This window comes from Corallococcus sp. CA041A (assembly GCF_003612075.1).
Lineage (GTDB): Bacteria > Myxococcota > Myxococcia > Myxococcales > Myxococcaceae > Corallococcus > Corallococcus exiguus.
Genome location: NZ_RAWF01000173.1, coordinates 1 through 21,188 on the forward strand (window position 1 = coordinate 1; position 21,188 = coordinate 21,188).

The 21,188-nt window shown below is 70.2% G+C and carries 16 protein-coding genes and 3 riboswitches; of the genes, 6 read left to right on the plus strand and 10 right to left on the minus strand.

Annotated elements, in window-relative coordinates:
* Positions 1-76 precede the first annotated feature (76 nt).
* Positions 77-484: a hypothetical protein gene (locus tag D7V77_RS27170; RefSeq protein WP_120579215.1), complete on the plus strand. Its 408-nt coding sequence runs from the start codon at positions 77-79 to the stop codon at positions 482-484.
* Between the two features lie 38 nt (positions 485-522).
* Here D7V77_RS27170 and D7V77_RS27175 read toward each other — a convergent pair whose 3' ends face one another.
* From D7V77_RS27175 to D7V77_RS27225, 10 genes are all read right to left on the minus strand, one after another.
* Positions 523-4,107: a serine/threonine-protein kinase gene (locus tag D7V77_RS27175; RefSeq protein ID WP_120579216.1), complete on the minus strand. Its 3,585-nt coding sequence runs from the start codon at positions 4,105-4,107 to the stop codon at positions 523-525.
* Positions 4,108-4,192: 85 nt separating this feature from the next.
* Entirely contained in the window at positions 4,193-5,887 is a 1,695-nt protein-coding gene (locus tag D7V77_RS27180; RefSeq protein ID WP_120579217.1) for an FHA domain-containing protein, read from the minus strand.
* A gap of 255 nt (positions 5,888-6,142) precedes the next feature.
* Positions 6,143-6,916: a cell surface protein gene (locus D7V77_RS27190; RefSeq protein WP_120579218.1), complete on the minus strand. Its 774-nt coding sequence runs from the start codon at positions 6,914-6,916 to the stop codon at positions 6,143-6,145.
* A complete protein-coding gene (locus D7V77_RS27195) occupies positions 6,916-8,226 on the minus strand; it encodes a hypothetical protein (protein ID WP_120579219.1) in 1,311 nt (436 codons plus the stop codon). The genes D7V77_RS27190 and D7V77_RS27195 overlap by 1 nt, the downstream gene beginning before the upstream one ends.
* A 170-nt stretch (positions 8,227-8,396) precedes the next feature.
* A riboswitch (cobalamin riboswitch) is annotated at positions 8,397-8,554 on the minus strand.
* 22 nt (positions 8,555-8,576) lie between these two features.
* Entirely contained in the window at positions 8,577-8,900 is a 324-nt protein-coding gene (locus tag D7V77_RS27200; protein WP_120579220.1) for a hypothetical protein, read from the minus strand.
* A 143-nt stretch (positions 8,901-9,043) separates the two neighbouring features.
* Complete coding sequence (locus tag D7V77_RS27205) at positions 9,044-9,721, minus strand: cell surface protein (protein WP_120579221.1); 678 nt, start codon at positions 9,719-9,721, stop codon at positions 9,044-9,046.
* An 8-nt stretch (positions 9,722-9,729) separates the two neighbouring features.
* Positions 9,730-11,181, minus strand: a complete 1,452-nt coding sequence (locus tag D7V77_RS27210) for a hypothetical protein (RefSeq protein ID WP_120579222.1) — start codon at positions 11,179-11,181, stop codon at positions 9,730-9,732.
* 155 nt (positions 11,182-11,336) lie between these two features.
* Positions 11,337-11,560, minus strand: a riboswitch (cobalamin riboswitch).
* Positions 11,561-11,603: 43 nt separating this feature from the next.
* A complete protein-coding gene (locus D7V77_RS27215; RefSeq protein ID WP_120579223.1) occupies positions 11,604-13,211 on the minus strand; it encodes an MXAN_6577-like cysteine-rich protein in 1,608 nt (535 codons plus the stop codon).
* A complete protein-coding gene (locus D7V77_RS27220) occupies positions 13,192-15,186 on the minus strand; it encodes a TonB-dependent siderophore receptor (RefSeq protein WP_120579224.1) in 1,995 nt (664 codons plus the stop codon). The genes D7V77_RS27215 and D7V77_RS27220 overlap by 20 nt, the downstream gene beginning before the upstream one ends.
* Positions 15,187-15,249: 63 nt before the next feature.
* A riboswitch (cobalamin riboswitch) is annotated at positions 15,250-15,461 on the minus strand.
* 35 nt (positions 15,462-15,496) lie between these two features.
* The gene (locus D7V77_RS27225; protein WP_233597258.1) at positions 15,497-16,069 is read right to left on the minus strand and encodes a TetR/AcrR family transcriptional regulator; all 573 of its coding nucleotides are present in this window, start codon (positions 16,067-16,069) and stop codon (positions 15,497-15,499) included.
* 89 nt (positions 16,070-16,158) lie between these two features.
* Between D7V77_RS27225 and D7V77_RS27230 the strand changes: the two genes are divergently transcribed.
* From D7V77_RS27230 to D7V77_RS27250, 5 genes are all read left to right on the plus strand, one after another.
* Complete coding sequence (locus D7V77_RS27230) at positions 16,159-17,142, plus strand: aldo/keto reductase (protein WP_120579226.1); 984 nt, start codon at positions 16,159-16,161, stop codon at positions 17,140-17,142.
* A 335-nt stretch (positions 17,143-17,477) separates the two neighbouring features.
* The gene (locus D7V77_RS27235; RefSeq protein WP_120579227.1) at positions 17,478-19,328 is read left to right on the plus strand and encodes a DUF262 domain-containing protein; all 1,851 of its coding nucleotides are present in this window, start codon (positions 17,478-17,480) and stop codon (positions 19,326-19,328) included.
* A gap of 475 nt (positions 19,329-19,803) precedes the next feature.
* The gene (locus D7V77_RS27240) at positions 19,804-20,046 is read left to right on the plus strand and encodes a hypothetical protein (RefSeq protein ID WP_120579228.1); all 243 of its coding nucleotides are present in this window, start codon (positions 19,804-19,806) and stop codon (positions 20,044-20,046) included.
* Positions 20,043-20,396, plus strand: coding sequence for a helix-hairpin-helix domain-containing protein (locus tag D7V77_RS27245; RefSeq protein ID WP_120579229.1), 354 nt, complete (start codon positions 20,043-20,045; stop codon positions 20,394-20,396). Before D7V77_RS27240 ends, D7V77_RS27245 begins: the two co-directional genes overlap by 4 nt.
* Positions 20,397-20,630: 234 nt before the next feature.
* Positions 20,631-21,188: MarR family winged helix-turn-helix transcriptional regulator (locus D7V77_RS27250; RefSeq protein WP_147452171.1), on the plus strand; the 558-nt coding region annotated here is incomplete at its 3' end.

Here is a 21,188-nt window from a genome sequence, read left to right on the forward strand (position 1 = left end):
GGGTGGCCCCAGGGGACAGCGGTCCTAACTTCCCGGACGGGCAGGCGCGGACTTCCTCGCGCCCGAGGGGGAAACCATGACGGGCTTCAAGCGCGCGGTGGGATTGGGACTGTTGGTGGGTGGCGCCCTGGGAGGTTGGGGCTGCGGCAGGGAGCAGCCCTCGGAGGAGACGCAGGGGTTCCAGGACCCCGTCCAGCTCCAGCACCGCTCCCGCGCTGAACCGGCCGGTAAAGCGGCGAGCAGCCCGCTGCGCGATGAGGGCGGCGGCAAGCCGTACAACAGTGACAGCCTGGGCTCGCTGGGCGGCGGTACCGCGGCCCCCCACCGGATGGAGGGGAACACCGGCATGGGCCAGCGGACGGGTGGCAGCGGGGAGCTGGGCACGGGGCTCGCGGAGAGCTACCGGGGCACGGCCTCGGAGGGCACCGGTGGCTCCGGGCGCGACGCGGGCACGGAGATGATGGACGCGGGCACGCGGCGTTGAGGCACGCCACCTGAAGAGGGCGTCCTCGCGGGCGCCTCCTAGTCCTGGCGGCGCTTCACGTTCTTCAGCTGTTCATGCAGGTCCTTCACCTGCTTGAGGGTCGGCGTCTCACTGCCGCCCACGGCGAAGTCGTCCGCCAGCCTGTCGAAGAGCGTGCACTGCATCGACATGGCCTCGCAGCCATGGTTGTTCTTGAGCATCCGGTGGAGCGCCTTCGTCTGCGTCCATTCCTTTTCCAACTCCGGAGGGAGGCTGCTCTCCTTGACGGGAGCACGGGTCGGCGCGGCGCGCTTGCCGGGGCGTGACGGCGCCGCCTTCTTCGCGGCGGGAGCGGCGGCGCCCGGCGCCGGCGGCGCCTCCGTGCCGAGCAGGACGTCCAGTTCCACCTCCTGCGCGTCCGTGGAATCCGGCTCGGTGGGGGCCTGCGTGGACTCCGCCGGCGCGGTGGTGGGCGCCGTGGCCACGTTCTGGGCAGGAGGCGCGGGCGGACGCCCCTGGGGGTTCGCGGGCCGCGTGGGGATCTGCTGCACCGGGGTGGGCGGAGGCGGCGTCGACGTGCGCGACTGCTCCAGGCCCACGGCCACGCGCAGCTCGGGGACGAAGTAGAGCCCCGCGCCCACGATGGACAGCGCGACGACCATCAACAGAATGAACACCAGCGCCGAGCGCAGCGCCCCGCCCTTGCGGACCGGCGCTGGCTCGCGCCGCGCGGCACGCGGCGGCTCCGAGGATTCCGGTCGCACCGGCACGGCCTTGCGCCGGGTCGCGTCGTCGCGCGTCGCGCGCGCGGTGGACGACTCGTCCGGATCCGCGGCGGGCGCGGGGGCGCGGGTGACGGCGCGCATGCTCGACGCGGTGCTGGAGCGCGGGGGCGGCGTGCCCGGCGACGAACCGCGCACGGCGCGCCGGGACCCGGTGCGGCCCCGGGCCGGCGCGGTGGGGCCGGTGTCGGCCTCACGCTTGCCGGTGGAAGAGGAGGTCTCGCGCAGCTGCGCCTCGTCCAGCATCACCCGGGCCTGCGGCTCCTCGCGGCGCGAGGCACGGGGCATGGAGATGCGCGGGTGCGTGTCCGCGTCGCCCTCGCGCGCGGCCGGGGCGTCGTCCGGCTCCGCGGAGATGTACGGCACGCTGGAGTCCGCCTCCAGGGCGCGGGCATCCACCGAGACCAGGTCCTCCGACGGCCGCGTGTCCTGCATCGTGGGCCGGGGAGTCGGACCCGAATCGAGCGGCTCGGAGTCCCGCGAGTCCTCTTCGGCCTCGAAGGAGTGCAAGGCGCCGGACTGGATGGAGGGCACCTGGATGGTGGGCGCCGCGTACGACGGCAGCGGCACTGACGCTGGCGCCGGAGCCGACCGGTTGCCATTCGACGGCGTCGTCACGCCGGGGCGCGAGGACGACAGGGACGGCATCGCGGCCGTGGGGCGCTGGCCTTCCGGGACGCGGGCTTCCACGGCACGCGCGGACTCGGCGGCGCGGGGCGCATCGAAGCCGCGGGACGGCTCGGAAGCCCGGGGCGAGTCGAAGCCCCGCGACGACTCCGACGCGCGCACCGACTCGTAGCTCGGCAGGGGCTCCGAGGCGCGAGCCGCATCGAACGCGGACGGCGGCGCGGGACGGCTGCCGTTCGACGGCGTCATGGCTCCAGGGCGCGCGGACGACAGGGACGGCATCGCGGAGGTGGGGCGCTGCCCCTCCGGGATACGCACCTCCGCGGCGCGAAGCTCGGCTCCCGCGGAGCGGCCTCCCTCGGGGATGGGCTCCGGCCACGGATAGGCGCTCTCGGGAAGCTCCTCGTCATCGGCGAACGGGCCGTCCGGCGGAGGCGGCGGCTCCATGAACGGCAGCGACTCACCCGCCGATTCGAACCGCGCCGCCCCGGAGTCGAAGGAAGGCAACGGCGGAGGCGCCACCGGCCGCGACGCATCCACCGGCACGACGGGAACGGGACCATCCGAGGGCCGTACGGCGGGAATCGGCGCCATCGGAGGAGGCGGCACGCCCCGCGGGCCCACCGAATCGGAGAAGGGCAACGAAGCGCCCCGCCCTCCCGCGTCCGCGAACGGCCGCGACACCGGCACGTCCGGCACTGGAGGCGCGTCACGCGACGGCATTGCCGGCCCCGCGTACGGCAGCGACGTGGCGCGCGGCGCGGTGGGCTCCCCGTGCGGCTCGGAGGCCTGCAGCGCGTCCGCCCGGGGCGCGGTGGGCTCTCCCAGCAGCGGGGCCGGAACATCCGCCTCCACGGCGCGGTCCGAGGGAAGCCGGATGGCCGGCAGGCCCTCGAGGATGGTGGGCCGGTCCATCGCGTCCTGGCGGACCTCCACCGTGAGCGACGGCTCCGACGACGCGGGGCTGGGCCGCATCTTCGCGCGGGCCGCCTCCTCCAGCGCCTCCACCGGGAACGCGGGACGCGTGGACTCGTCCACCATCACGCCGGGGCGCGTCTCACCGTCGTCGCGCGCGCCGCCGCCGTCCTCGCGGCTCCGGGGCGTGGGATGGAAGGACAGGGGCTCCACCGGACCATCCAGGCGGATGGTCTTGGGCGGCAGCGTGGCCGCCGGCATCGTCGGGCGCGGCGCGGGGCCCAGCGCCTCGTACGTGCCGCTGGCGCGCACGTCGCGCGACACCTCGCGCAGGGACGTCAGCAGGCGCCGCTCGGACTGGTAGTCCGCGGAGAACAGGTCGCGCATGAAGCGGCTGACGCTCTCCGGGCCCGCGCTGGTGTCGATCTCCGTCAGGCACGCCTGCAGGCGCACCCGGAAGTCCTCCGCCGTCTGGAAGCGCTGGCCCGGCTCCACCGCCAGCGCCTTCGCCACCAGCTGCGACACCGCCGGCGGCGTCAGTGGCTCCACGTCACTGAGCGGCGCCACCTTCGGGTTCGCCACCGCGGACATCAGTTCGCCCGGCGGAAGCGCGTCGAAGGGGTTCTTGCCGGAGATGAGCTCGTAGAGGCACAGGCCCGCCGCGTACAGGTCGCTGCGGCGGTCCACCGGCTGGTGCCGGGCCTGCTCGGGCGACATGTAGAGGAACTTGCCCAGGATGATGCTGGGGTTCGTCTTCGCCGCCGACAGCCGGCTCTTCGCCAGGCCGAAGTCGATGACCTTCACCTCCCCCTCGTAGGAGATGAGGATGTTCTGCGGCGAGATGTCCCGGTGGACGAGCTTCAGCTCCTTCTCTTCCTCGTCCCGCTTGCGGTGCGCGTACGCCAGCGCGTCCAGCACCCGGCCCATCACGTACAGCACGAAGGTGAGCGGCAGCGGCGTCTGCCTGTCGCGCACGCGCGCGGCCACCTTGCGCAGGTCCTTGCCGTCCACGTACTCGAGGGCCATGTAGGCCTCGCCCTCGTGCACGCCCATGTCCAGCACCTGCGCGATGGACCCGTGCCCCAGCCGCACCAGCGTGCGCGCCTCACCGACGAAGCGGTCGACGAAGTCCTGGTCCTCCGCGAACTGCGGGAGGATCTTCTTGATGACGCACAGCTTCTCGAAGCCCTGCGCGCCCTCCAGGCGGGCGAGGTAGATCTCCCCCATGCCGCCGGTGGCCAGATGCGACAGGAGCGTGTACCGGCCGAAGGGTTGCGGCCGGAAGGGACGCAATCGGGCGGGCTGGTTCGAAGGGTTCATGCGGTGCGGGGGTCCACCACGGAAAGCGCATTGAACCCCGGGCAGGGGGCCCGCTTCAACCCGTCAACCGGCCGCGCCGGCCGCCTCACCGGATACCGGGGTTGGTCAGCATGCCCATGTCCTCTTCAATCACCTCGAAAACCGCCACCTTGTCGCGGGGCAGCCGCACCACCCGCTCGCCCAGGGGCATCACGTCGAAGCGGGCCCCGGTGGCCGCCAGCAGCTTGCCGGTCATCAGCACCTGGCCGGGCGCCGCGGTGGCGGCCAGCCAGCCAGCCACTCCCATGCCCTCTCCCACGGCGCTGTACTCCGTGCGGGCCTCGGTGCCGATCATCCCCACCAGCGCCTTGGTGGAGTGCAGGGCGATTCGCAGGTCGCACCGCTCGTCCTGGGGCCTGCGGGCCATGCCCCGTTCCCAGTCCGCGCGCAGGGCCAGCGCCGCGCGCACCGCGCGGACCGCGTCGTCGCCCTTGGCGTAGGGCACGCCGAAGAGGGCGCGCATGGACTCGCCCATGAAGCCTTCGACGGTGGCCTCGAAGCTGAAGACGATGCCGCTCATGCGCGCGTGGAAGTCGTTGAGCAGCTGCGTGGCCCGCGCCGCGCCCAGCCGGCCAATCACGGCGCCGAAGTCCGCCATCTCCGCGTGCAGCACGGTGAGGTTCTTCTCCTCCAGGCCCGGCAGCTTGCCGCCCGTGCGCTGGGCCTCGGCGGCGCGGCGCTCGGCCACCTCCGGCGAGTGGAAGCGCTCCAGGTTGCGCCGCATCCGGTCCGTGCTGGAGCCGTCGCGCACGGCGAAGCGCTGCACGCCGGCGGCCACCAGGTGGGCCACCGCGGTGCACGCGTCCAGCATCAACTCCAGGCTGGTGTCGCCCCCGCCGGGCACGTTGACGTAGAGCACACCCGCGAAGGGCGGCTCGGTGCCAATGGGGATGCACAGCACCCGGTCCACGCCGTACATGATGACGCTCTCGCGTCCGGCGAAGCGGCGGTCGTCCTTCACGTCGCCCACGGCGATCGCGCGGCCCTGGCGGATGGCCTCGTCCACGATGGCGTCCGACACGGGCACTTCACCCTTGGCCAACCGTCCCCGGTGGCGCACCGCCGCGGGCACCAGCGGCCCGGTGGCGTGCTTGAGCAGCACCACCGCCGTGGTGGCGTCGGTGCGCTCCAGGAGCCGGTCCATCGCGGACTCCAGGAACGCGGTCAGCGTGCGCGCGGTGGCCAGCGCCTCCGCGGCGTGCACCAGCAGCACCAGCGTCTCGTAGGACACGCGCGGGCTGGCCACGGCGGAGCCCGCGGGTACGGGCGAAGGGCCGGAGAACGCGTCGTCGAACGGCAGCGGCCCCACGTTGTCCAGGAGGCGCAGCACGTCCGCGTCCTTGACGTTCTTGGCCATCAGCACGGACGGGCCCACGTCCGTGCCGTGCCCGAAGCGCACGACGCCGCCCGCGCCCAGGTCCATCATCTCCGTGGCGGCGTTCTCCACGGTGTGCGGCTGGCGCACCGCCAGGGTGTTCTCCCCCAGCGCCACGGTGTCGCCCGCGTTCAGGTGCTTGCTGCCCTGGAGCGGCGCACCGTTCACCCGGCTGCCGTTGCGGCTGCCCAGGTCCTCGATGCGCAGCACGTCACCTTCGACGTAGAGCCGCGCGTGCCGGCGCGACACCAGGTCGCCGCCCAGCACGATGTCGTTCTCGTCCGCCCGGCCGAGGCTGGTGACGCCCTCCGGCAGGTCGTACGACGTGTCGAAGTAGCCGGGGCCGTTGATGATGATCTGCCACATCGGGCGCAAGACATTACACGACCTCCCAATCTTCCGAGAGTCCGAGACGCTTTCCCGTGGAAGGCGGGCGTCCAGCCAGGGCCCCGGCCGCCCTCCCGCGTCGCGTCATACCCGGGGAGCCGCCGGATGCTGGGGTCGGAGTTCACCTGGGGCGGTGGATGAAGAGGGAATCACCCACGCGCAGTGTGCGGAATGCCGTCAACGGACGTGACGCGGGGCCCTGGAGCACGCCGCGGGTGGGTGCGGGTGCTCACCTCACGGCACGCCGCCGTCGGGGAGCTGGCCGTTCACCACCGACAGCGCATCCAGGTCGAACCCGCCGGACGTGCCGCCGTAGCTGTTGAGCCCCGTGTCGGTGAGGCGCACGAAGCGCGCACGGGGGAGGCCCACGTCCGCCAGGTCGAAGCCGTCCCCGCCCGCCACGGCCGGGTCGGTGGGGGACACGCCGTTGTCCGGGGCCGAGAGCACCGGATGCGTGCCTGCGCAGCCCGGGTAGCCGCCGTCCTTGTCGGTGGGGGCGCAGGGGAAGTCGAACCACGTGACGCCGTCGTCGCTGACGGACACGCTGGCCGTCTCCGCGTAGATGTCGCCGCCGTACTTCTGGAAGGGGTTTTCGAACACGAGCAGGTCCACGCCCGGGCCATCCACCGCGAACAGGTCGGTGAACTCCAGGGTGATGGAGCCGCCCCGCCCCAGCGACAGCACGTCCAGCGAGCCCGTGAACTGCCCCGCGCCCACGGGAGGCCCGAACACGACGTCCGGGAAGCGGTCCTGCCCGAAGCCGGCCGAGTCGCCGAACTGGTAGGCCGTCACCCGGTCCGCGAACGGATCCACCGGCCGCGAGCCCGCGTCGACACCGGCATCCGTGTCCGTCCCGGCGTCGACCTCCGTGCCTGCATCGGAGACACCGGCATCCGCGTGGGTGCCGGCGTCCACGATGTCCTCACCCGGAAGCGGACCGGGCTCCGAGTCGCCCGTGCACGCGCCCAGGGTCAGCAGCGCGCCGAGCGCGACCAGCGGGCGCTTCATCACTGGCCCTGCCGGATGCGCACGAGGCGGCGGCCGTTGACGTCCTTCACGCCCACGAGCAGGTCCGCCCCCAGCGACGACAGCAGATCCACGGTCGTGCACGCATCCGGGGCGTTGAGCACCGCCGCACGCGTGCCCACGCTGATGGGCTGGCCGCCACCCAGGCCGGGCGTGAGCGAGAAGCGCGACACGTCGGTGACGCCGAAGCCCGCGGCGCCGTAGCCACCGCGCACCACCGCCACGCCGTTGCCGAAGCTCGCGGCGTTGTTGAAGTCAGAGCCCACGTCCACCTTCGGCTCGTTCGTGAGCACCACCGGCGTGCGCGAAGCCAGCGCCTCGCCCAGCTTGGTGTTGGACACGGCGTAGGCCACGTTCACGTACGTGTCCGCCTCCGAGTAGCCGAACACCGCGATGCCGTTATCCGCGACGACGGTGAAGCCGCTGGCGCCCACCTGCGCCGGGAAGTCCGCCACCTTCACGGCGACGTAGGGCTTGGCGGAGGTCACCAGCGCGTAGACGCCCAGGCCGCCCGTCACCGTGTCCAGACCGCCGCCGTTGACGAAGAACGCGTCCGTGGTGCCCGCGGCGGTGTAGTTGCCCGGAGCGTCGAGGTAGAGCGCCGCGTCGCGCGCGGACGGATCCACCACCGCCACGGAGCCCGGGAAGCCCGCGCCGGACTTCGTGTAGCCCGCGAGCAGGCGCGTGCCGTCATAGGCCAGGAAGTAGGACAGGAAGGTGTCGGCCGCGTTGGCGCGGTCCGCGGGCGCGAGCACCGTTTCGAGCGCGGCGGTGCCCAGCGTCACGTCCGGCCAGGTCCCCAGCGCGAAGAAGTCGCGGCCCGTGGCCGTCTCGCGCAGCGCGAAGAGCGAATACGTGGGGCCGGGAGTGGACACCACCGCGCGAACCTCCGTGGACAGGTCCGCGGACTCCGCGACGCTGAAGCCCGCCTGGAGCTGCAGCGTGCCCAGCACCTGCTCGCGAGGCAGCGGGGCGCAAGCGACCGTGCCGCCATCCGTGCCCGCGTCCGTGCCGGTGCCCGCGTCCGTGCCGGTGCCCGCGTCCGTGCCGGTGCCCGCGTCCGTGCCGGTGCCCGCGTCGTCCTCGTCGATGTCGACGACGACCTGGGTGCACAGATCCGAGACACAGGCCCAGGCCTGGCCCGCCGGAGCCGCGCCCTTGTCGCGGCAGTCGAAGGCGTCCACGCACTCATCATCGCCGCAGCCCGTGCCCCCCAGCACCACCGCCAGCAGGGCGCCCATCAGCGCCGCGCGCTGGCCCTTCGTGCTCATCCGCTTCATGTCGGTCCGCATCGCGTCCTCGCTCCTGGCCTTCCCGCACGGAGGCGGAAGAAGGCATTCCCCTGTCGGGAGGCCGCGCGGACGAAAGGCACCGGACCGCAGGGCGCGTATCGCGTCCTGGAGGCCTGCCTTCGCCGTCAGCTCCCCGCGGAGGTTCCGGTCTGTCGCCGGGCCCTCCGTGGAGAGGACGCCGGATCGTCGCCAGGTCTTCGGACTCGCGGAAACGGGGTTCGTACGAACGCTGTTCCTGCTTACCGCTGCGGGGCAGTCCCGGACTCACACCGGGTTCCCTGGAAGCCCTCACGCCCCATGGCGTGAAAGCATCGATGACGGGGCGGGACTATGGCGCCACAGGGGCAAAGTCAATGCGACGCGGGCCCGGCGCGTCGGTCACGCATCAACACGTAGCGCCGCGTGCTGCCGTCCACGACGACAGTGGACACCACGCGCCAGCCCTCGCCCCCCAGCCGCTGGAGCTCCACGAGGTCCTCATCCGGACTCTCGCGCTTGACGAAGGTGTACTCGTACGCCGGTGCCGGAGGAGGCGCGGGCGGCGGCGGAGGCACTTCCTTCCTCGGCGCGGCGCGGGACGTCTGCGCCCAGACCACCGAGGGGAGGAGGAACGGAGCTGCCACGCCGAGCAGGACGCCCAGCAGCACGAGGAGTGAGGCGGAACGACGGTTCATGGAGGCACATCCGGGGGAGGGACAGCGGGCATCTAATGCCGCCACCCCCACCCCGGAAGCCTCGTGCGGTCCGGACTCGCCGTATGGGCGCGCGAGGCCACCGGGACCGTCCGCTGGAGAACGGCCCCGGCGCTCGTGCGCGACTACGGCAGCTGCACGCCGTTCACCACGGCGACGGCATCCAGGTCGAAGCCGCCGCTGATGCCCGCGTAGCCGTTGGCGCCCGAGTCGCGGATGCGCACGAAGCGGGCACGGGTGAGGCCCACGCTCGCCAGGTCGAAGCCGTCCCCGCCCGCCACGGACGGGTCGGTGGCCGGGATGCCATTGGCGGGGTGCGAGTACACGGGCGTGACGCCCGCGCAGCCCGGGTAGTTGTTCGCCACGTCGGAGGACGCGCAGGGGAACTCGTGCCAGGTGACGCCGTCGTCGCCGACGGCCACCACGCCCGTCTCCGCGAACGGCTTGCCGCTCGGCTTGAGGAACGCGTTCTCGAAGACGAGCAGGTCCACACCCGGCCCGTCCGTGACGGCGATGTCCGTGAACTCCAGGACGATGACGCCGTTGCGCCCGAGCGACAGCACGTCCAACGAACCCGAGCCCGCGCCGTCCCCTCGCGGAGCGCCCAGCACGATGCCCGGCAGCTCGCTCTGACCGAACCCGGCGCCCGTGCCCGGAGAGAAGGACACGATGCGGTCCGCGAACGGGTCACCCACCAGCGGCTGGGCCTGGAGGGAGTCCTGCCAGTCCTCGCCGCCGCACGCCACGGTGAGGAGCGCGGTGAAGCCCAGCGCGCACGACTTCGGAAGAAGGGTCTTCTTCATGGGCGTGCTCACCGGAACTGAGGGGCCTGCTGGATGCGCACCAGGCGCGGGCCGTTCTTGTCATCCACGCCGACGAGCAGGTCCACGCCGATGGCGGTCATCCCGGTCACGCGCGTGCACTGGTCCGCGTAGACGAGGACCGGCTGACGGGCACCGACGGTCACGGCCGCACCTTCATCCGTCACGGTGAAGGCGAAGCGCGAGACGTCCGTGCCAGCGAAGTTGTAGTCGGGCGGGACGTAGTCGCCGCGGAGCACCGACACGCCTTCGCCGTGACCGGAGGCGGCCACGAAGTTGGAGCCCACGTCGAGCGCGGGCGCATCCGCCACGACGAACGGCGTGCCGGACCTGAGCGCCTCGGTGATGGCCGCCGGGGCCACCGCGCGGCCTTCGTTGAGGAAGGTGTCGTCGGAGAAGTAGCCGAGCATCGCGACGCCGTTGGTGGCCACGGCGGTGAAGCCGCTGCCGCCCGTCTCCGGCGGGAGCGTGCCCACCTTCAGCGCGGTGAACGGCGAGCTGTCCGTCTTCAGCGCGTAGACGGCCAGCCCCGCCGACACCGTGTCGAGCCCACCGCCGTTGATGAGGAACGCGCCCGGCACGACGCCCGCGGAGAAGTTGCTCGGCGCGGAGACATAGGTGGAGTTGGCGGGCGCGGAGACGTCATACACGCCCACGGAGCCCGGGAAGCCGGCGCCGGACTTCGTGTAACCGGTGAGGACGCGCTGGCCATCCGTCTCCACGAAGGGACTGAGGAAGAGCTTGGTGCCAGCGGCCCGGTCAGCGGGAGCGGCCACGTCGAACAGCGGCGCCGTTCCCAGCGACACCTGCGGCCATGTGCCCAGCGAGTACAGCGCGTGCGGCCCCGTGGAACTGCCTGACACCACTGTGTAGAGCGAATACGTGGGGCCGGGCGTCACGCCCACCGGGCCCGCGGACGCGGGAAGCGACGCGGACTCACCGGCCACGAAGCCCGACTGGAGCTGGAGCGTGCCCAGCTTCGGATCGTAGGTGGTGGTCTCGCACGGATCCGTGCCTGCGTCGGTCTCCGTGCCCGCGTCGGTGGTCGTACCAGCGTCGGTCTCCGTGCCCGCGTCGGTGGTCGTACCAGCGTCGGTCTCCGTGCCCGCGTCGGTGGTCGTACCAGCGTCGGTCTCCGTGCCCGCGTCCGTCGTCGTACCGGCGTCGGCGCCCGTGCCTGCATCCGTCGTCGTACCGGCATCAGTCGTCGTACCGGCATCAGTCTCCGTGCCGGCGTCCGGCACGGGGATCGACGTCAGCTCGCACTTGTTCTCGACGCAGGTGTAGCGCTGTCCCGCGGGAGCGGCGCCCTGGTCGCGGCAGTCGAAGTCATCGACGCACTCATCACCGCAACCCGTGCTGGTCAGCGCCATCGCGAGGGTCGTCAGCACCCACGCGAAGCCCTGGACTCCCCGTCCCGTCATCATCCGCTCTGTCTTCATCCGCGACTGCTCCCTTGCATCGCCCCCACGGGCGAGGTGAATCCAAGGGGCGTGGACGGAGAGCGGACCGCGAACGAGGGACACGTCAGGACACGACACGCCGCGCGAGCGGAAGACCTCCGTCACCTCCCCTCGGAGGCTCCGGTCTGGCCATGCCCGGGGGCATGGGTCGTGGCAGGTCTTCGGACTCACAGGCGCGAGAGGCCCTCATCGGGTCACCCACCTACTGGCCGTCGCTTCCCAGCCCATTGAAGGGCCAGTGCTTGCGAGGACGGCGTTCGTTCCTGATCACCGCTGCGGGGCAGTCCCGGACTCACACCGGGTTCCCTTTAAACGCCACACCGTGCGGATGCGGCGTACCAACGACGCGCGCTGGAGTATGGCGGACGGCAGGGCTTGTCAATACAAGCGGGGCCAACGCCTCACGGCACCGCGACGATGTCGATGGCATTGGATACGACGCGCCGAGGGTCCACCGGACACGCATCCAGCGCCGGGCCCGCCGCTTGCGGTGTGGAGTTGCCGCGCCGCTCGACGAGCTGGCCATCTCGCACCTCCACCACGAACACGCGGCCCGCGTTCACATCCGTGACGTACACGGCATTGCCCACCACCGCGAGCCGTCCTCCCACCGCGAGGTCGCAGCCGTTCTCCGGCCCCCCGGTGCAGCCCGGCGACAGCGCATACGACGCCACGGGCTTGTCATCCTTCACCAGCACCAGCCCCGTGGCCCGCACCGCCTTGGCGCGGTAGCCACTCGCGGTGTCGAACACCGCCTCGCCCAGGCAACTCACCACCAGCTGGTCGCCCACCGCCTGCACGTCGCCCGCGTTGAGGCAATCCTTCGCGCCCAGGTCGATGGCATGCACCCCACCATCCACGGGGTCGATGCGCGCGAGCATCCCGGGCCCGTTGGGCAGATAGTCATTCGCGGGGTTCAGGTTGGTGAGCGCGACGTACACGCCCGAGTCCACGGACACCGCCGCGTACGGAAGCGCCATCGTCGTCCCGCCATCGAAGGACTTCAGGTCCAGGCCGGTGAGCGGAACGGTGTCCACGAGCCGGGGCTTCTCCGGGTTGCTTACGCTGACACGAGCCACGGCGTTGCCCTGCTTGAAGTCGGAGCCGGCCGTGCCGAACAGCGGGATGTAGAACGTGTCGCCGCGCTTCGCGATGACCTGCGGGCTGGTGTTCGCGCCCAGGTTCACCTGCCCCACCGTGCGCAATCCCAACCCACCGCCCTGCGCGGCCCCTTCCCGCTTGAGCACCTGGAGCGTGTTGTTCACCGAGTCGAGGACATACACATACGGAGGGTCCACGAAGATGTCATTGGGCGAAGCCGCCACCGCGCCCAGCGAGTCCTCCTCCGCCACCGTTCCCAGCGCACCCGCCGGCGCCTGCGACAGCACCGAGCGCGCCGCGTCCGCCGCCAGCACCACGCCATCCCAGGCCGCCAGCGACTGCACACCCGAGCCAAACTGCCGCCGGGGCCCCATCCGGTCCGTCCCTGCCTGGATGCCCACGAGCTGCCCGTTGGTGTAGCAGGCCGTCACCACGTCATACATGCACCGGCCCGAGTGGCAGGACTGCACGTCCGGGCACGCCGCGCCGCAAGCGCCACAGTTGAGCGGATCATTCGCGAGCACGACGCAGCTGTCCCCGCACCGCTCGGCACCGGCGGAGCATCCCTCGCGGCAGGTGCCGGATTCGCAGACCTGGCCGGACGGACACGCGGCGCCGCAAGCGCCACAGTTCAGCGGGTCGCTCGCGAGCGCGACACACGCGTCACCACACGTCTCCGTGCCCGACTGGCATCCGCAAACGCCCGCCTGACACGTCTCCCCTGCTCCGCACGAGGCACCACACGCGCCGCAGTTCGACGGGTCGCCCTGGAGGTCCACGCATTCGGCGCCGCAGACGCTGAGGCCGGATGTGCACAGGACCTTCTCCTCCGGGCAGCCGGTGAGGAGCGCCGCCGCCAGGGCCGACAGCAGCAGCGCGAGCCGAGCATCAGGGAGGGGATGCGACATGGGAGTCCTCGGAGGGAGAAGGGTCGAGCGCCACGGAGAGCGTCACGTAGGCGGCGCGGCCAGGCAGCGGCATGCCGGTGTAGTCGGCGGTCCGCGCATCGAGCAGGTTCTTCACGTCGAACGACACGGTGAGGTCCGGCCGGTGCAGGAAGGTGCTGGAGGTCCCCACGCTCACCCACGTGCGCGAAGGAAGGGACAGCCGAGCTTCGCCCACGCGGTTGATCAACTGCGAGGACTGGACGAGGACCTCGGTGCGACCGTTGAGCCAGTCCGGTCCTACGCGCAACCGGCCCACCCACTTGTGGCGAGGGCGATACGGCAACTCCTTGCCGAAGTAGCGAGGGTCGCCGTAGCGGTTCTGCGTGCGGGTCCACGCATAGCTGCTGGTGACGGTGAGCCACGCGCGAGGCCGCGCCTCCAGCTCCACCTCCGCGCCCCACACGCGAGCGGCGGCGAAGTTGTAGGGCTTGGCGAGATTCGGGGGGTACAGCTCGTAGGCGATGAGGTTTTCGTACACCGCCGCGAAGCCGCCCGCGGTGACGTTCCAGATGTCGTCGCGCCACAGGGCCGCGGCGTCCACGGACAGGGCGCGCTCGGGCTTGAGCTCCGGGTTGGGCAGCAGCAGACCCTGACGGATGTAGAGCTCCAGGAACGACGGCGCGCGGTGGGACTGACCCGCGTTGGCGCGCACGCCGAAGCCGTGGCCCAGGTCCACGCTCGCGCCCAGCTTGGGCGACAGGAGCGAGTAGTGCCCCACGCGCTCCACGCGCAGCGAAGGCACGAGCTTCAATCGCTCGGAGAACAGGGACAGTTCGTCCATGGCCATGACGCTCGCGCGCCACCACGACGCGGCCTGCCCGCCCACGGTCTGCGTGACGGACTCCGATGATCCGGCGAGCGTGACGGCGAGCGCATTGCGCCCCAGCACCGCGCGCCCCTCCACCTCCACGCCGCCCACCGTGTAGCGCTGCGCGCCGGAGTCCACGCCGGTGGTTCCACCCGCGACATCCAGCCAGTCGCGACGGAAGAAGCCGCGAGCACTGCCCTCGCCCGTGTCACCGAAGGGCCGTGCCCAACGAGCGCCCAGCGACAGTCGCGTCTGGTCCTGGCGTCGGGACACGGTGGGGTTCTGCACGGTGCCCGCGAGCGCGCGGTCCTCCAGCGACAGCTCGGCGAGCACATCCACGCGCCCGCCACCGTCCAGACCATGCCGGTACTTCAGGAGCGCGCCGCCACCGCGAGCGTCATTGCGCGTGCGCACCTCCTGCGTGAGCGGGTTGTCGTCCAGCGCGGGCAGTTCGTCGACGCGGTAGCTGAAGTCGCCCTGGGAGCGGCCACCGTGCAGCAACACCAGCGCCTGACCCTCGAGCAGCGCGCCCGACGCGGCGACATGGGCCATCACGGTGTCGAAGCTGCCGTAGGTGACCTCGCCGCTGGAGAGCAGCCGTGACGAAGGCGCGCGGGTGACGAGGTTGACCGCGCCGCCCAGTCCGCCCGCGCCGTAGCGGGCACCTGCCGCGCCGCGGAGGATCTCCATCCGCTCCAGCAGCGCGACGGGGATGAGCGACAGGTCCGCGACGCCGCCCGCGCCGTTGAGCGGGATGCCGTCCAGGAACACGAGCACGCCATTGGACGACGCGCCGCGAACCACCAGGCTCTTGCTCTGCCCGTATCCGCCGGAGTCCTGCACGACAAGGCTCGCGGATCCACCGAGCAGCTCCGCGGTGTCGCGCGCTTCGCCCACGCGCTCGCGAGCGTCGATGACGGTGATGGCGCCGGTGGGGTCGCGGCGTCGAGCGGAGTCGACGGGAGCTTCGGGGACTTCCTTGCCGATGACCTCCACGGTGGGGAGGACGAACTCAGGAAGCGGCGGCTCGCTGCTCTCGGGCGCAGGCGTTTCCTGCCCGGCCCGGGCCTGTCCCTGGAAGCTGAGCACCAGACCGATGACGGTCCGGGCGAGAAGCGAGCGCAACATGCTCCGCCTTCCGCTCCCTCCGTCGAAGAGAGAAGGCCTCACGGCAGCACCGCTGCCGCACCCCTGGGCAGGTCTCCTGGCTGACAGGCTCCAGACGTGGGCGCACGCTGCGCCCTTCTGGAAGGAACCCTCCACCTTCCCTTCGCATCCGCTGACGCGAAAGTGGTGACAGCCGAGGCTTCCGGCCCTGGACCTCAGGGCAACCCGTTCACAGTGGCGGGACCGCGCCGGACTCGCACCGGCTTCCCTCTTGAAGGCCCGGCATGGGCACCCAAGGGCCCGGCCCTTCTAGGAGGTCACCCCCAGCCCGTCAAGGCACGGGCGCCGACGCGCCGTAGCGCAGTCCGTCGATGAGCAGGTCGACCATCCTGCGAGTGAAGCCGGGGCCGACCTCCGCGACAGGAACGCAGAGATTCGCCACGCCACGCAGGAGTTCGTACGCGTTGACGTCCTTGCGCACCTGCCCTGCCGCCGCCGCCGCGCCGAGCAGCGACTGGAGCACCGGTTCGAGGTGCTCCCGGAAGTACGCGGGCAGCGCCTGATACGCCGGATCCTGGGCATTGAGCGACGCGGCAAGCCCTCGCTTGGTGGCGATCAGGCTCGTGAACCGGTGAAGCCACCGCGTCAGCGCTTCGAACGCCTCATGCTCGCGCGCCAGCGCTGGGGCTTCGGCCGCGCATGCGTCGATTTCGCGCCGGTACACGGCGGCGATCAAATCGGCCCGCTGTGGAAAGTGCCGATACACCGTCGCGATGCCGACGCCAGCACGGCTCGCGATCTCGCGGACGGGCGCGTCGACTCCGGACTCGGCGAACACGGCCTTCGCCGCCTCAAGCAGCGAGTCGAGGTTCCGCTGGGCATCCGCTCTGGGTGTCTTCTTCATCGCCTTGACAAACGGAACATGGTTCCGCATATGAAAGTCCGCACCGGAACAACGTTCCGTATAGCCCAACCGCAAGAAGAGAGGAAGCCATGACCCCGACCCACCGCACGACGCAACTCGGCATGACTGGCCCGCGGGTATTCCCCATCGCGCTCGGCTGCATGGGCATGTCCGGGGCGTACGGACCGTCCGACGAGGCCGAAAGCATCGCGACGGTCCGCGAGGCGATCGACCGAGGGGTGACGCTGCTGGACACCGCCGACTTCTACGCCAGCGGACACAACGAGTTGCTCATCCGCCGCGCGATCGAAAGCCAGCGCGACAAGGTGCGGCTCTCGGTGAAGTTCGGGGCCATGCGGGGGCCGGACGGGGTCCCAGTGGGCTTCGATGCTCGCCCCACGGCGGTGAAGAACTTCGTCACGTACAGCCTGCAGCGGCTCGGCGTCGATTACATCGACGTCTATCGCCCCGCCCGGCTGGACCCGACCGTGCCGATTGAAGACACGGTGGGCGCGATCGCCGACCTGGTGAAGGGCGGCTACGTGCGAAGCATCGGGCTCTCCGAAGTGAGCGCCGAGACGATCCGCCGCGCGGCGAAGGTGCACCCCTTGAGCGACCTGCAGATTGAGTACTCGCTCATCACGCGCGAGCCTGAGAAGACCCTCTTCCCCACACTCACCGAGCTGGGCATGAGCGCGACGCTGTACGGCGTGCTCTCCCGCGGACTGTTGACGGGCGCGAAGGTGGAAGGTGCCCGCATGCACTATCCTCGCTTTGCTGGTGAAGCGGGCCAACGCAACGCAGCAACCGTCGCGCGCTTCCATGCGTACGCCGCGGAGCGCGGGATGACACCCGCGCAGCTCTCCGTGGCGTGGGTGCTGGCGAAGCAACCGGCGTTCGTGCCCGTGGTCGGCGCACGCACGCGCAAGCAGCTCATCGACGTGCTCGGCGCGCTGGAGAAGCCCCTGTCGCCCGACGACGTGGCCGCCGTAGAGGCGATCCTTCCGAAAGAGGCGATCGCTGGTACGCGCTACCCTGAGCAGCAGATGAAGCTGCTCGACAGCGAGCGCTGAGGAGGCGTCCATTCCCTCGCCCCAATTGTCGCAGCAGTGCTGCGACAATCTCCGCGTCGGGAAGGTCGGTGGCGAGTTGGAGCGACCGGCGCAGGTTCATCTCGCCGAAGCCGCGTCAGGAGCGCGCCTCCAATTGTCTCCGCACTGCGGAGACAATCCGGCTACCGTGTTCTGCGGAACCTCCGCCGTCCCCCGCGCAGAAACCCCACGCAGAGGATGATGACGTAAGCACCTAAGAACGAGAAGAAGCCGGCTAAACGACCGGCTGTCAGCGAAGTCCCCCTGGGATATTCTCGGCCTCAATCGCAGCGGGTTCGTCCGCCGTCGGGGGGTAAATGGCCACGTTCGATTCAACCAAGACCCAGCTCAGCACTCTTCTAGCCAGGGTAGAGCAGGGCAAGCTCCAACTGCCCGACTTCCAACGCGGGTGGGTTTGGGACGACGAGCACATCCGGTCACTGCTCGTCAGCATCGCGCGCTCGTTCCCTATCGGCGCGGTGATGTTGCTCGAAACCGGAGGAGAAACGCGCTTCCAGGTACGTCCCGTCGAAGGTGTCGATCTGCCTCCAAATTCACTGGGGCTCGCCGAAGAACTCATTCTAGACGGGCAGCAGCGTCTCACGTCGCTGACCCAGGTGCTGAAGCTCGACAAGCCCGTGGCGACACGCGACGCGAAGAAGCGCGAGCTTCGTCTTCACTATTACTTCGACATCGAGAAGGCGCTCCAGGGCCCGGAAGCACTCGCGGACGCCATTGTCGCGGTCGATGAGGAGCGCACGCTACGCAGCAATTTCGGTCGCAAGATCGAACTCGATCTCAGCACGCGGGATAAGGAAATCGAGGCGTTCTACTTCCCGTGCAGTCAGATCGTGAACTCGGACGACTGGGAGCAGCGCCTCTCAGAGAAAGCCCCTGAAAAGCTCGTCCGGTTCATGAAGTTCCGACGACAGATCGTCGAGCCGTTCCGCAGCTACATGCTGCCCGTGATCAGCTTGAAGAAGGAAACCTCGAAGGAGGCGGTCTGCCTGGTGTTCGAGAAGGTGAACACAGGAGGCGTCCCGCTATCCGTCTTTGAACTCGTCACGGCTACATGGGCAGCTGATGGGTTCAATCTCCGCGACGATTGGTTTGGAGGCCGAGGCAATACCGGCCGCCAAGCTCGCTTGAGCAAGCGACCACTCCTTCGCGACCTGCAACCGACGGACTTCTTGCAGGGCATGTCGCTTCTCTACTCATCAGAGCGCCGATCACAGGATCTGGCAGCAGGGCGCTCCGGCAAGGAAGCCGCCAGCGTCACCGCGAAGCGCGAGCACATCCTCGAAATGCCGCTCACCGCCTACAAGAAATGGTCCGAGCCACTGGCTCAGGGATTCGAACAGGCCGAACGTTTTCTGCGGAGCGAAGGGTTCCACCATCCGAAGTTCGTGCCGTACCGAACGCAGCTCACGCCTTTGGCAGCGGTGCTGGCTCGCCTCCGTGAACGGTGGCTTGAGCCGCAGATCCGCACCAAGATCGCGCGGTGGTTCTGGTGCGGCGTCTTCGGTGAGCTGTACGGTGGCGCAGTGGAGACGCGCATCGCGCTCGACGTCCAACAGCTCCTGGCGTGGATCGAGGACTCCACGGCGCCAGAGCCAGCAACCGTTCAGGCCGCAGGCTTCAACCCGAACCGCCTCGACACCCTACGATCGCGCACGAGCGCGGCCTACCGAGGACTGTACGTGCTGATTCAGCGTGAAGGTGCCTGCGACTTCTTCTGGAAGGCGCGCATGGCCGACCTCGACCTTGATGACGTCAAGCTCGACATCCACCACATCTTCCCGAAGAAGTGGTGTGTGGACCGAAGCATCCCTCCGCGTGTCTTCAATGCGATCGTCAACAAGACGGCCATCTCGTACAAGGCCAATAGGATGATCGGAGGCAAGGCGCCGTCGTTGTACCTGAAGCAGATCCAGGACCACGCCCAGGTGCAGATCAAGGATACCGTGATGGACGACATCCTAAAGAGCCATGTGATCGATCCAGCCATCCTACGGGCTGACTCGTTCGAGGCATTCTATACCGCCCGTAAGATGGCGCTCCTCGGGCTCGTGGAACGGGCAATGGGCAAGGCCTCCAGCGAGGCGTCTCCCGTGGCCGCAGATGATGGCGATATCGACGACGAGGATGAGGGAGAGGCTGCTGCCTGAGTGCCGCAGCGATCTCATCCCAGCGAAAGCATCACCGCAGGGTGGTGAGCCGATTCGCCGCTGGCTCCCCAGGATCGGGACTGTCGCGACGCTTTCGCAACAATCGCGAGAGTCCCTCTCCGGAAGTTCGCCTTTACTCCCAGCTTGAAGCCGAGAGGCACGAGGCAGAAGGCACCATCGCGCGCGTCCAAGTGGGTGAATGTCCCTGGCGCCCTCCCCGGGCATGGGTGAACACATTCCCGCCCAGCCCTTCGACCTCCGCCCGACTCTCACTCCTCAAGACCCCCACTGGAGCATCCACGCCCATCCCCGCGCGTGGACGCCGCGAGCACCGCCGCACGGTGCGCTGACTTCACTTCAGAGGAGCACGCCGCTGGCACGCGGGCTGCTCAAGCCCGGACGCGACCTCAGGCGGTCGAGCCAGCGAGGTGCCCGGGCCGTGGTGGCGCGGGATTCTGAAGGGGGAAGCGTGTCGATGCTGATGGCGGGGAAGCGGTTGGCGGTGTTCTCCATCCGCGAGGGCAAGGGCGGGAGCATCTGGGTGCGCGCGGGCAGCGCGTTCGTCAACAAGGACGGTTCGCTCAACGTGCTGCTGGACGTGCTGCCCCTGGACGGGAAGCTGCACGTGCGCGAGGCGGCGGAGAAGCGCGACACGGCGGCCGGCAGCCGCTTCGGCGGCGAGCCTTCGCTGGAGGCGGGCGCGGAGGGCCACTCGTGAAGTGGGCCTGGGCGTGGGTGTTGGGCTGCGTGCTGATGGGGCCGGGGCGTGCGGATGCCGCCAGCCCGCGCATGCAATACGTGGGGGTGGTCAACCTGAACGAAGCCACGGCGGCGGAGCTGGACCTGCTGCCGGGCGTGGGTGAGAAGGCGGCGCAGCGCATCCTCGAGCACCGCAAGAAGCGGCCCTTCGGTCGCGTCGAGGAGCTGGTCCGGGTCAAGGGCTTCGGCAAGAAGAAGTTCCTCAAGCTGAGGGCCCACCTGGCCCTCACCGGCCCCACGACGCTCAAGAAGGAGCAGGTCCCCGCCCCCCTGCCGCCGGGAAGGGAGGCAAGCGCCACGAACCCATGACAAATACAACCATCGGTTGAGTCAGGCTCAGGAGGGCCGCCATTCCCGGGCTCCGGCATGCCCGGGGATGGCGGCTTTCCGCCGACTCCCAAGGCCTCCAGTCAGGCGGCCCCATCCTGACGCGAGCACCCATTCCGGATTTTGCTGGAACGCCCAAGCCGACGCGCTAGGACACGCCCACCTTTGGAACACAACGAAAAGACAGGGAGGCATGAGGTGAGGGAGGATGCGCCCATGAAGGACATACAAGCCCCGGAGTCGATACAAGGCCCGGACGGCAGCAGGTCCCGGGGTCCGCAACAGCCGCAGCCGTTGGGCGAGGTGCTGGAGTTCATGCGCCTCCTGTGGGCCGTGGATCATGGTCTGCAGTCCACGTCCAAGCGGATGGAGTCCACGCTGGGACTCACCGGCCCGCAGCGGCTGGTCATCCGGCTGGTGGGCCGCTTCCCGGGCATCACCGCCGGCGCGCTCGCCAACATCCTCCACGTGCACCCCAGCACGCTCACCGGCGTGCTCAAGCGCCTGGAGAAGCGCGGGCTGCTGGAGCGCAAGTCGGATCCGCTCGACGGTCGCAAGGCGCTCTTCGCGCTCACCGACTCCGGCCGCGCGCTGGACATCCCGTCCGAGGGCACCGTCGAGTCCGCCGTTCAGCGCGTGCTCGCCCGCCTGCCCCGCGACCGCATCGTCGTCACCCAGGAAGCGCTCAAGGCGCTCGCCGAGGAGCTGGGCGGCCTCTCCGCGCCCCTGGAGGAAACTCCGGCTCCCTCCCGCCCCATCCCTCCCGCCGAAGGC